This window comes from Microbulbifer mixtoriginis (SeqCode) (assembly GCF_052466695.1).
Map to the genome: position 1 here is coordinate 3,461,496 of NZ_CP174285.1, position 11,888 is coordinate 3,473,383.

Sequence of the window (11,888 nt, forward strand, 5' to 3'; positions counted from 1 at the left end):
TAAATTCATTGTTTTCATTAAAGGGAGCACTATATCCATTGCCGCCCCGGTGAGCAAAAATCCAACGGGGTGGCGCCAGCCGCCAGTGGGCAGGGTACAATGCCCTTTTTACCGACTGCGGAGTTATCGTTGCACCAGTCTCCATTTGTACCTGCGGGCGATTGGCGGGGGCGGCCGTTTGAATCGGCACAGTCCCAACCACCTGAAAACCTGATGCCGTGGCTGGCATACACCGGTTCGCTCACCGCTGCACTGAAGCAACTGAGTGGAGGGGATTTCAGTGTGCGGGTACTCGGTCAGAGCTGGCAGCTACCCCGAGCGGAGGAATGCCGTGCGCTCAATTTAAATCGGCACAGCCGCGCCCTGGTGCGGGAGGTACTACTGATAGGGTGTGGCCAACCCTGGGTTTACGCACGCAGTGTCCTGCCCCTGCGCAGCCTGCAGGGCAAGTCCCGCAACTTACGCAGTCTCGACGACCGCCCTCTGGGGGAGCTGCTGTTCAGCGAACCAGGGATTCGCCGAGGCGAAATAGAATTCAACCAATTGCGGCGCAACCCCGACTTGCAGGCTCAAGGACTCTGCGACGGCGGCGACAGTGCCTGGGGGCGCCGCTCAATTTTTTGGCTGCGGGGCAAGCCCCTCTTGGTCGCAGAGGCTTTTTTATCGCAGTTCTGCCCCGATGGCCCACCTGCAGTCCCCGCAAACCAATAATCAAATACAGGGAGATTAGCCACCGTGATTAGCCAACAAATCGCCGCGCGCTGGCCCGCCGCAATGCCCTATTGGCAATTGGCGCGTATGGATAGACCCATTGGCTCCCTATTACTTTTGTGGCCCACTTGGGCCGCACTATGGCTTGCGGCGGGGGGCTGGCCAGGGCTGCACCTATTTGCAGTGTTCACTTTGGGCGTCATCCTGATGCGTGCGGCCGGCTGCGCGGTAAATGACTTCGCCGACCGAGAGATTGACGGCCATGTTAAGCGCACCGCCACGCGCCCCCTGGCCACCGGCAGCGTTACCCCCAAGGCGGCTCTGGGCCTCTTTGCCGGGCTCAGCTTCGCAGCTTTTCTGCTGGTGCTCACCACCAATCAGCTAACGATTTTATTGTCATTGCCAGCGCTGGCATTGGCCTTCTGCTACCCCTTTGCCAAGCGGCACACTCACCTGCCTCAAATCGTATTGGGTGCGGCCTTCAGTATGGGGATCCCCATGGCCTTCGCCGCAGTGACAGGCGAAGTCCCCCCCCAGGCCTGGCTTCTCTATGTCGCCAACCTCTTGTGGACCCTGTGTTATGACACTTTTTACGCCATGGTAGATCGGGATGACGACCTAAAAATTGGAGTTAAATCCACAGCAATTCTGTTCGGGGAAATGGACAGAGCCATGACTGCCACCCTGCAGCTTTTGGTTCTAATGGCACTGGTGTTGATCGGCCAGCGCTTCGGCCTCGGCGCCATTTACTACTTGGCAGTTACGGCTATAGCGGCGCTCTTCGCCTACCAGCAATGGCTGATCCGCAACCGCGATAGAGAGGCCTGCTTTAAGGCATTTATCCACAACAACTGGGTAGGGTTGGTGTTTTTTGCCGGAATATTCCTGCATTACCTCTTCAATTGATCCAGGTCTGGGAGTTCAGGCATAACCGTCATATATTTGTCATATAAATCCCGTTTAATCCTCGGCCATAACCGGGAACTTCTGACAACAGAGCGGGTATGGCAGCCAAATGCACAGTAAAACGATCCTGATTGTCGACGACGAAGCCCCTGTACGCGATATGCTGCGGGTGGCTTTAGAAATGGCAGACTACCGTTGCCTGGAGGCGGAAAACGCCCAAGAGGCCCACGCCTTAGTCATCGATGAAAAGCCAGACCTTATTCTTCTCGATTGGATGCTACCCGATGTATCCGGAGTAGAGCTGGCCCGCCGACTTAAGCGCGATGAGCTGACCACCGCGGTGCCCATCATCATGCTCACCGCCAAAGGCGAAGAAGACAATAAAATCAAAGGGTTAGAGACGGGCGCCGACGACTATATCACCAAGCCCTTCTCCCCCCGCGAGCTGGTGGCGCGCCTCAAGGCAGTACTGCGTCGCGCCGGCCCGGCCATCCCTGAAGACCCCCTCAGCGCCGGCGATCTGGTGCTGGACCCGCTGAGCCACAGGGTCACCATCAAAGGGCAACCGGTGGATATGGGGCCTACCGAATTTCGCCTGCTGACTTTCTTCCTCTCTCACCAGGAGCGCGCCTACACACGCACCCAGCTGCTGGATCACGTTTGGGGCGGTAATGTCTATGTGGAGGAGCGCACCGTCGACGTGCATATCCGTCGCCTTCGCAAAGCCCTGGCACTTGACGGTCACGACCGTTATATCCAGACAGTGCGTGGCACCGGCTATCGATTTTCTGTGCAAACTGCCGAAAAAGTGTGACAATCTGCAAAGATCGGCACTGACTCCCGCAGTAACCATTGGTCACTCCCACAGAGGACCGGGTTTCTAAGATGTATTAAGTGCGGGGGTGGACATCAGCCCTCCCGACAACTGCCAGGTAACACGGCAAGGCTATGTTGGATCGCAGTATTGGCGAATTTTCGCGCTTCTTAATTATTGCTCTGGGCTGCTTGACCCTCGGCTTCACCACGTCCGAGTGGTCGCTCACCCTGATTTTAGGGCTGGCAGCCTACCTTCTCTCAGTGCTGTGGCAGCAGCACCGCTTCAATCGTTGGCTGGCCAATGGCCGCCGCGGCCCCGCTCCCACTGCTTTTGGTATCTGGGGGGAAATCTATGACGACTTCTACCGTATGCAGCGCCGTCACCGCCGTGAGAAGCAAAAGCTGCATGTCATGTTACGCCGTGTTCAGGACAGCACCAGCGCCCTGCGCGAAGGCATTGTAGCTCTGGAAAATGGCGACCACCTGGCCTGGTGGAACCCCGCCGCCGGCGAGCTGCTCGGCCTGCAGTCCAGTGATCAGGGGCAGTCCCTGGTGAATTTTGTGCGCGACCCTGGCTTTGTCAGCTATATGCACAGCGAGGACAACAGCCCCCGCGAACCGCTGACCCTGCCAGCGCCGGGTAATGAAGCCCTGCACCTGCAACTGGAAGTGACCCGCTACGGCAAGGATGAAGCCCTAGTTATCGTTCGCGATATCACCCGCCTGCACAATCTCGAGCAGATGCGCCGCGATTTTGTCGCCAACGTTTCCCACGAGTTGCGCACTCCTCTCACCGTAATCGCCGGCTACCTGGAAACCCTACAGGGTAGCGATATGGCCCCCCCTGCCTGGCGGCGCCCGCTGGTCCAGATGGAGGAGCAGGCCGCACGTATGACCACCTTGGTCAACGACCTGCTTCTTCTGGCACGCCTGGAAACGTCAGAGCGAAAAACGGGTGACATCTCTGTAGATGTGCACGAGTTGATGGAGCGGGTTGCCCGTGAGGCGCGCAGCTTTAGCGGCGACCGTCACCAGGTCAGCGTAGCGTGCGAAGGGGATTGCAGTATCCGCGGCGATGCCAGCGAGCTACACAGCGCTTTCGCCAACTTGGCGCTCAATGCGGTGAAATACAGCCCGGGGAACGGGGAGATACAACTGCGCTGGTGGCAGGATAACGATGGCGGCCACTTTAGTGTGCGGGACCAGGGTATCGGTATAGACCCGCTTCACATCCCGCGCCTTACCGAACGTTTTTACCGGGTAGACCCCGGCCGCTCCCGCGACAGCGGCGGCACGGGATTGGGCCTGGCTATCGTCAAGCATGTACTGTTGCGCCACGGTGCGGAAATGAGCGTACACAGTGTCCCAGCCCAGGGCAGTACTTTCACCCTGCACTTCCCCTCTACCAAGCTGGAAGAGAGCCCCTCTCGGGAACTAATGGAGACCGAGGGCGCGGATTCCTGATCCACCCCCTCAATGATAAAACTATTCAAATTCCGGCAGCTTTACCGGCTCACCATTTTTGATATAGGTGGCCTCTTCTTCATCGTGCACCGGGGTGCTCTCCCGGCGCAGGATCAGGTGGTGCAACTTTAAATCCCCATCTCGTAACAACAGGTGCTCATTGCCATTGTCATCCACAGGCAGAGGCTTGTTTCCCACCAAGGCATCGCGCAGAGCGCGCAGCCGCGGCACATCTTTATAGCGATTCAGGTCATTGGAGAGACGCGTTTTCATGCGCTCGCTTTCATGCAGGGCTGCAGCGGTTTCACGATATTTGGCGAAAAAAAATACAGCAGCAATGGCAAACGCTACAACAACAGACACTTCAAACCAAACGGGCATAATCACTCCTTGTTATCGTATTTACGCCAAATGACCAGCTGGTTGTTCGCTGGCAGGTAATTTAGTTCTTCCCGACGCATGCCGACATTACTGGCCAATTGATCCAACCACTCCAGATCACGGATACCGCTATCGGGGTTGCGCTCTTTGAGGTAGGTATCGAAATCCGCATTGCTGGGCCCGATAAAACTGCCATCAATCTTGAAGGGTCCATATACAACCAGCAAGCCATTGGGTTCTAACAGAGTGTGCAGTTTGTGAAAGAATCGCTGTACTGACTCCCTCGACATAATATGCAGGGTATTCGCGGTAAACACCGCATCGAAATTCAGCGCTGGCCAGGGCGCATCGACATCCAGAGTCAGAGGTTCGCGCAAGTTCTGTGCGGGCGCACTCGCCAACCAGGCTCGCACACCGGGCAGCATTTCCGCCCGCTCCGAGGTCTGCCAAATTAAGTGGGGCAGGCGCGGTGCAAAAAAGACCGCGTGCTGACCTGTGCCGCTCCCCACCTCCAATACCTTATGGCTACCATCCAGCAGGCGACGCAGATGAGTAAGAATTGGATCGCGATTACGCGCACAAGCCGGTGCATCCGGCAGGCTGGTATCGCTCATTGCTGCTCATCCCGAGTGAAAACCCAGTCGCGCTCATTGGACATGCCCGAGTTATAGGCATAGCCAGCCACATCAAAGCCCTTAAGCTCCTCCGCTTTCTTCACCCGCTGCTCAATCGCCCAGCGGCTCATCATGCCCCGCGCTTTCTTGGCAAAGAAGCTGATCATCTTATACTGACCATTTTTTAGATCTTTAAAGTGGGGGGTAATGACCTCTGCATCGAGCGCCTTGGGCTTTACCGCCTTGAAGTACTCATTAGAGGCAAGGTTGACCAATTCCCCGCTCTTCAGCACATGTAACTGGGCATTGAGCGTCTCAGTAATTTGCTCTCCCCAAAATTCATACAGATTTTTACCGCGACTGTTTTCAAACCTGGTGCCCATTTCCAGACGGTAGGGTTGCATCAGGTCCAGCGGGCGCAACAGGCCATAGAGACCGGAGAGCATTCGCAAATGCTTTTGCGCATAACTGAAATCGCGCTTGCCCATAGTTTCAGCGGCCAGGCCGGTATAAACATCTCCCTTAAAGGCGAGCAGGGCCGGGCGCGCATTTTTATCTGTGAAAGGGCGTTTCCAGTCTTGAAAGCGGTCGTAATTCAACACACCGAGCTTGTCGGAAATCTTCATCAAGCTGGAGATCTGCTGTGGGCTCAGATCACGCAGTTCGCCAATTAATGCCGCTGACTCCTTGAGAAAGTCTGGCTGTGTAGTTTCCAGTGTGGGTATTTCGCTCTCGTAATCCAGCGTCTTGGCTGGAGAAATCACTATTAACATCGGGTGCCTTACTTATGCTGCTTCGCTTTCTATTTGAGCCCAACCGCTAGGACCGGGGCACTGCTCTATTCGGGCTTCAATATATCCTGCCACCAGTTGAGGGGTGTTTGGCCATCCTTCGGATCGTAGACATTGCCGTAGTACCAGGCACTGTTGGCACCATCACAGATACTATTGAGAATTTCCTCAATCTTATCGAAACCACAGCTGACATGGATGCTGTAAACCAGCATACGTGGAACTTCCAGATCCAGCTCTCCTCCAAGTTTCTCCAGCTGCGGGCTCAAGCGGTCGGAGAGTTCGGCGCTATCGCCGCGACAAAAAACACGGATCGCCAAATTGCCGGAGCGCTTAACCAGCTCAAATTGCTGGGTGTCTTTATCCACTTTGATGCAATCGCCACTGGCGATACCTTTAATAAATGCGGGAGAACGCACCAGCTGGCAACTGTCGTCCTCATTGACACGTACCTGTAAGCGCTCTACCACCGGCTCGCCATCGGGGTTGGTGCCCGCAAATAACTCTATTACCTGAAGTGCCGTCATAACCTCTATTCCCCGACTGTGTACAATGGGTGATCGTTGAATAATCGGCATTATACAGGGAGGCAAGCAATGATCTCGCGTAACCAGGCTTTCTTCGCCGCAGTGGCGTTGACGGCAACCTCTATAATCAGTGGCTGCGTCACCAATCCAGTGACCGGAGAGCAACAGTTTTCTCTGGTATCGGCCCAGCAGGAATTGAACTTAGGGCAGCAGCAATACCCAATCAACCAGCAACAACAGGGCGGTCAGTACACCATAGATCCCAATTTGCAGGAATATGTGAACCGGGTCGGGCAAAAGCTGGCAAGATTCTCAGACCAGCCGCAGCTGCCCTACGAATTTGTGGTATTGAATAACTCCGTTCCCAACGCCTGGGCACTTCCCGGTGGCAAAATCGCCATTAACCGGGGCCTGCTGGTCCTGCTTGAGGATGAGGCAGAATTGGCCGCTGTACTCGGCCACGAGATTGTCCATGCCGCCGCCCGCCACTCCGCCACCGCCATGTCACAGCAACAGGTACTCGGGGCCGGACTGGCAGTTCTCGGTGCGGCCACCAAGGAATCCGCCTATGCGGACCTTATCTCCACCGGCAGCCAGCTGGGAGGTTCCGCCTATATCGCTCGCTATGGCCGTGGCAATGAACTGGAATCCGACGAATACGGCATGAAATATATGGCTGCCGCCGGCTATGATCCCCAAGGCGCCGTGCGTCTGCAACGCAAGTTCGTTGAACTCTCGAAGGGGCGCCAAAGTAATGGCCTGGAAGCCCTTTTCGCCAGCCACCCCCCATCACAGTCCCGCGTCAGCGCCAATATTGAGCACAGCAATTCACTGCCCAAGAACGGGGTCACCAACCGCGATGCCTATCAAAAGGCCATAGCGCAACTAAAACGCGATGCCGATGCCTATGAAAATTATGATGATGCGCTAAAAGCAGCCAATAAAAAGCAGTTTGATACGGCACTGAATTTGGTGCGAAAGGCACAGAAGCAACAACCAAAAGAAGCCTCTTTCTTCGCACTAGAAGGAGATCTGCTCGCCCAGAAAAAACAATTTGATAAAGCCCATCAGGCCTACGACCGTGCCGTACAGAAAAACCCTGCACTGTTTTCCCACTGGTTAAAACGCGGCATGATGAGTGCACAACTTAAAAATTACACCGCTGCGGAGAGAGACTTAAACCGCTCTCTACGTTATTTGGAAACAGCTTACGCGCACTTCTATCTGGGCGAGGTGTATGAAAAGCGGGGAAATAAGCAAAGTGCTTTCAAGCACTACGAGACTGCAGCCGGGGCAGGGGGAGAGATTGGCTCTAAGGCGCAGGCTCGGATACAGGCATTGACTGGGAAGGGCTGAATTTATAGTTTAGAAATTTTGATTTAAAAATTTAAAAAGGGCTATAAAATAGCCCTTTTCTTTTTAGAAAATTATAACTGAACTCTCAAGCCCAGCCGGTATTCGTCATACCGATAAGCATCGCAATCATCACACCCATAATCTTCGTAATATCCATTGTACTTATTTGTTGCTGCAGCTAAGTAAGCTACGTCAACGGCAATATTCCGATTAAAAAAGTGGGAGAGCCCTAATTTGTAACGATGATTTTCATCATAGGCTATATTGACGGAAGTCTCTTCATTAAAATAGAACTCTGCATTCAACCCGGAGGCCTTCAATTCGGAAACATTATCCCATGTTCTTCCGTTCCCATGATAATAATTCGCTTCAACACTTAGATACTTATCATTTCCGAAATCTACGAAGTATTTGGAGGACAAACTGTGATCGTCTGTTTCATCGCCGACGTTCATCGTAAAACCAAGATAACCAGCATCACTTAATTGGTGGCTATACTGAGCGGTTAATGAAAACTCTTCTTCTTCATCAAAATACTTAAAATCAGTATTACTGTAGTTTAATTTCACTAAAACATTCGGAGTGAAAAAATAACCAATCGATTGATCATAAATATTGGCATATTTTTGATCTTCTATACCAACACTCAGTACCACACCATTTTCTACAAAATACTCACCTTTTGTAGAAAGTGAATTTTGATGGTGATCATCCCGCCAATAATCATTCTGTATTTCGTATCGGGAGAACTGTGCTGATATATTGCTAACCTTATTGATATACTCAAACTCTTTTAGAGGCCCTAGAGTTTCTTTTCCTCCAAAAAAGTAAGTAGTACCAACGGAAGAGGTTTTATACTTAGTTTCTTCAACACTATAACCGGACGTTGGGCTATATGGCCATCCCATAGGGCTGTAGTAATGATCGTGATAAGAGTACTCTAAATCTGAATAACTCAAAGTAGTTATCGACTTATACTCCTCCGCCGCAACGCCAGTAGCAAGCACCATCAGGGGAACAACTGATACTTTAAAACCCTTCATAAAATCCTTTTCCAACTATAGATTTGATCTGTAAGATTTTAATGGGATTTATTTTTTATTTCTAGAGACAATAACAATGCGACAAGAAATAAGCGTTTAGGTAACACCTAATAATTAACCAAGAAAAGAAAAGGACTATCTAAGATAGCCCTTTTCTTACTTACAGCTGTACGGTCATACCAATTTGGTAGATATCGTAATCGATATCACTATCAGTATTGGAAACATAAGCAGCTTCAACAGCGAAGTTGCGGTTGAAGAAATGGTTCATACCCAGCTTAAACTCTTCTTTTTCATCGAAAGTAAAGCCGACGGAGGTGCGCTGAGTAAAGAAGTACTCTGTGCCCAACTTCCAATAGTCATCGTCCTCATCGTAGCTGATATAATCCAGATCAATCGTTAAGTACTGTTCACCACCCAGGTGAGTAAAGTACTTGGAAGACAGGCTGCGAGTATCAAACTCTTCATCAACTGAAAAGTCGAAACCGATATAATCGGTTCCATTCAGCTGGTGGTTATAACGAGCATTAACAGACAGCTCATTATCACTGTCGTTATCTTCATGTTCCAGGCTAACCAGGAAGTTAGGAGTGAAGAGATAACCTACTGATAAAGTATCAATATTTTCTTCACCCCAATCGGCTAACTGAGCACCTAAAACCAGACCATTGGATGCAAAATACTCTCCACCGATGGTCAGAATATCGGAATCTTCACTGCCTTCGTTTAAATGAGAGAAGCCACCGTAAACATTGCTAACTTTGTTTATATATTCAAATTCTTTCAGTGGGCCAAGAGTTTCTTTTCCGCTGAAGAAGTAGCGACTATCAAGAGTAAAACTATCATCACCTTTTTCTAAATTACTGTAGTTAGCTTTAGTAAAAGAGTTGTACTCCTCGGCAGTTGCAGTAGCCGCAAGAAGCATCAGGGGGAGAGCTGCGAGCTTGAATCTCATTTCAAAATCCTTCGTTAACGTAGGGATCCAAATTGGGCTGCGGATTGTAACAAAAGAATTTTTGTCTGCAACAACAGTTAATTACACAAAGTCAGTTTGAGAAGACTTTGCGACGAAGGGAATGAGAACAGGGGGCAGACAGAATTAAAGCTACTGGCATAGATGTAATTATCCGTAATCAAGTATTTTAAATACTCATTCAGAGACCGATTAAAATTTACAGTTTTTTAATTTTTGAAAAATTTAACTTATTCAGCTTCTATTCAGTTTTGACGAGGCAACCTTAAGAAAGTTCATCATCATCAGCAGAAGAAGCTACTACCTCTCTAAATTCTTTAAACTCTCCTAAAGGTCGTATACCCACAAAAGGAGCCACGCTTTGAATAATTTTATCAATCGCAAACGTATGTTCAGCCTGCATAGCATCGCGTTCTGTTTTGCTGTGCCAAGTGGCTATCGCTATGAGGCTATTTTCATCACCGATCTTTTGTAACAGTTCTGTGCCCATAGCCCCAGGTGCTTGCTGAATTAGTTGAGACGCACGTACCCAGGCATCGGCGTATTCTTCCGCTGTGAAACCTTCCTTGATTTGAACTTCAAAAATATATTTCATCGCCAAGCCTCTAAATATTTCAAGTTCTTAAAATCTGCCTGCAATAAAAAAGGCCGCTATGAGCGACCTTTCTTTGGCTGAGGAAACTCAGGATTTCCTTAAATTCAAATTCCTCTCGTGGCCGTGGCGAATATCCGCCCCCTCCACCAAGTAGACTACCTGCTCACAAATATTCTTGGCGTGGTCACCGATACGCTCCAGTGAGCGCAGTGTCCACAGCACATTAATGACGCGGGAAATACTGCGCGGATCTTCCATCATATAAGTCACCAGCTCACGGACGGCGGTGCGGTAATCCATGTCCACCTGTTCATCCTCGGCGAGGGTGCGCAATGCGGACTCCACATCGAAACGAGTGTAGGCATCCAGGGCGTCGTTGAGCATTTTGCGTACAGCATTTGCCAGATGGCGTATCTCGGTATAGCCGCGCGGTGAGGTGCCTTCATCGGTCAGGGCAATCGCCATTTTCGCGATTTTGCTGGCCTCATCACCGATACGTTCCAGGTCGCGGGCGATACGAGTTACCGACATCACCATACGCAGATCCGAAGCGGCGGGCTGGCGCTTGGCGATGATTAAAGTCGCGTGCTCGTCCAGGGCCATCTCGCACTTGTCGATTTCCTCTTCGACGCGCAGGACTTCCTCGGCGAGCTGGCTATCGGCATTCGACAGAGCATCGACGGCATCGGCTACTTGGCGGGCGACCATGCCGCCCATTTCCAACATCTCGGTCTTGATTCCCTCCAGGTCCTCATTGAACTGGCGGGAGATATGCTGATCGAAGTGCATTTCCATAGTTATCCCTCGGAGCAAGATTGGCTTAGCCGAAGCGGCCGGTAATGTAGGCTTCGGTTAGTTCGTGCTCCGGATTGGTGAACACGGTCTCTGTATCGTTGACTTCAACCAGGTGCCCCAGGTGGAAGTAAGCCGTGCGCTGACTAACGCGGGCCGCCTGTTGCATGGAATGGGTCACGATGGCAATAGTGTAGTTCTCGCGCAGCTCATCGATCAGTTCCTCAATACGCGCAGTGGCAATAGGGTCCAGGGCGGAGCAGGGCTCATCCATCAGGATAACCTCAGGGCTCACGGCAATGGCTCGGGCGATACACAGACGCTGCTGCTGACCGCCAGACAGGCCGGTGCCCGGCTTGTCCAAACGGTCCTTAACTTCATCCCAGAGGCCGGCGCGGCGCAGGCTGTTTTCCACAATTTCATCCAGGTCGGCGCGGCGGCTGGCAATCCCGTGGATTTTGGGGCCGTAGGCCACATTTTCATAGATAGACTTGGGGAAGGGATTGGGCTTCTGGAACACCATCCCCACCCGAGCGCGTAAAGGCACAACATCCACCTTGGGACCATAAATGGGGTCGCCATCCAGGCTCAGTTCGCCTTCCACCCGACAGCCTTCGATGGTGTCATTCATGCGGTTGAGGCAGCGCAGGAAAGTGGACTTACCACAACCGGATGGGCCGATCATCGCCACAACTTCATTGCGGCCGATATCCAGGCCCACATTGTGAATAGCCTGGGTTTCACCGTAGAACACATTCACATTGCGCATGCGTAACTTGGCGGTATCAGTAAAGGGCTGGCCCACTGTTTTCCGCACCTCGGCTTGGCTCACTGCCATTTTTTCACCGGTCAGTTCGGGTTGCGCCGCTTCAGAATGTCCGGCGGCATCCAGGGTCATGGTACTCATAAATAATCCTGT

Annotated in this window: 14 protein-coding genes; 5 read left to right on the plus strand and 9 right to left on the minus strand. The window is 51.8% G+C overall.

Going from position 1 to position 11,888, the window contains the following annotated elements:
- The first annotated feature begins 99 nt into the window (after nucleotides 1-99).
- From ACJJI0_RS15040 to phoR, 4 genes are all read left to right on the plus strand, one after another.
- A complete protein-coding gene (locus ACJJI0_RS15040; RefSeq protein ID WP_444883213.1) occupies nucleotides 100-711 on the plus strand; it encodes a chorismate--pyruvate lyase family protein in 612 nt (203 codons plus the stop codon).
- 63 nt (nucleotides 712-774) lie between these two features.
- Complete coding sequence (gene ubiA, locus ACJJI0_RS15045) at nucleotides 775-1,617, plus strand: 4-hydroxybenzoate octaprenyltransferase (protein WP_444885938.1); 843 nt, start codon at nucleotides 775-777, stop codon at nucleotides 1,615-1,617.
- 109 nt (nucleotides 1,618-1,726) lie between these two features.
- Nucleotides 1,727-2,431, plus strand: a complete 705-nt coding sequence (phoB, locus tag ACJJI0_RS15050) for a phosphate regulon transcriptional regulator PhoB (protein ID WP_444883214.1) — start codon at nucleotides 1,727-1,729, stop codon at nucleotides 2,429-2,431.
- Between the two features lie 134 nt (nucleotides 2,432-2,565).
- Nucleotides 2,566-3,897, plus strand: coding sequence for a phosphate regulon sensor histidine kinase PhoR (gene phoR, locus ACJJI0_RS15055; RefSeq protein WP_444883215.1), 1,332 nt, complete (start codon nucleotides 2,566-2,568; stop codon nucleotides 3,895-3,897).
- 21 nt (nucleotides 3,898-3,918) lie between these two features.
- Here phoR and ACJJI0_RS15060 read toward each other — a convergent pair whose 3' ends face one another.
- From ACJJI0_RS15060 to ACJJI0_RS15075, 4 genes are all read right to left on the minus strand, one after another.
- Entirely contained in the window at nucleotides 3,919-4,278 is a 360-nt protein-coding gene (locus ACJJI0_RS15060) for a hypothetical protein (RefSeq protein ID WP_252083904.1), read from the minus strand.
- 2 nt (nucleotides 4,279-4,280) lie between these two features.
- Nucleotides 4,281-4,892, minus strand: coding sequence for a DUF938 domain-containing protein (locus tag ACJJI0_RS15065; RefSeq protein WP_444883216.1), 612 nt, complete (start codon nucleotides 4,890-4,892; stop codon nucleotides 4,281-4,283).
- Nucleotides 4,889-5,665, minus strand: a complete 777-nt coding sequence (yaaA, locus tag ACJJI0_RS15070; protein ID WP_444883217.1) for a peroxide stress protein YaaA — start codon at nucleotides 5,663-5,665, stop codon at nucleotides 4,889-4,891. Before yaaA ends, ACJJI0_RS15065 begins: the two co-directional genes overlap by 4 nt.
- A 65-nt stretch (nucleotides 5,666-5,730) precedes the next feature.
- Nucleotides 5,731-6,210 carry a DUF4265 domain-containing protein gene (locus ACJJI0_RS15075; protein WP_252083907.1) on the minus strand — a complete coding sequence of 160 codons (480 nt, stop codon included), beginning with the start codon at nucleotides 6,208-6,210 and terminating at the stop codon, nucleotides 5,731-5,733.
- A 69-nt stretch (nucleotides 6,211-6,279) separates the two neighbouring features.
- On the opposite strand from ACJJI0_RS15075, the gene ACJJI0_RS15080 reads away from it, so the two are divergent.
- Complete coding sequence (locus tag ACJJI0_RS15080) at nucleotides 6,280-7,566, plus strand: M48 family metalloprotease (RefSeq protein ID WP_444883218.1); 1,287 nt, start codon at nucleotides 6,280-6,282, stop codon at nucleotides 7,564-7,566.
- 71 nt (nucleotides 7,567-7,637) lie between these two features.
- On the opposite strand, the gene ACJJI0_RS15085 is transcribed toward ACJJI0_RS15080, so the two are convergent.
- The 5 genes from ACJJI0_RS15085 to pstB form a co-directional block, all read right to left on the minus strand.
- A complete protein-coding gene (locus ACJJI0_RS15085) occupies nucleotides 7,638-8,609 on the minus strand; it encodes a putative porin (RefSeq protein WP_444883219.1) in 972 nt (323 codons plus the stop codon).
- 160 nt (nucleotides 8,610-8,769) lie between these two features.
- Nucleotides 8,770-9,564 (minus strand): putative porin, encoded by a 795-nt coding sequence (locus ACJJI0_RS15090; RefSeq protein WP_444883220.1) that lies wholly within the window; start codon nucleotides 9,562-9,564, stop codon nucleotides 8,770-8,772.
- Nucleotides 9,565-9,847: 283 nt separating this feature from the next.
- Entirely contained in the window at nucleotides 9,848-10,177 is a 330-nt protein-coding gene (locus ACJJI0_RS15095; RefSeq protein WP_444883221.1) for an antibiotic biosynthesis monooxygenase family protein, read from the minus strand.
- Between the two features lie 87 nt (nucleotides 10,178-10,264).
- Nucleotides 10,265-10,972, minus strand: a complete 708-nt coding sequence (gene phoU / locus ACJJI0_RS15100) for a phosphate signaling complex protein PhoU (RefSeq protein ID WP_252083912.1) — start codon at nucleotides 10,970-10,972, stop codon at nucleotides 10,265-10,267.
- 25 nt (nucleotides 10,973-10,997) lie between these two features.
- Nucleotides 10,998-11,876, minus strand: coding sequence for a phosphate ABC transporter ATP-binding protein PstB (gene pstB / locus ACJJI0_RS15105; RefSeq protein ID WP_252083913.1), 879 nt, complete (start codon nucleotides 11,874-11,876; stop codon nucleotides 10,998-11,000).
- Nucleotides 11,877-11,888: the final 12 nt, after the last annotated feature.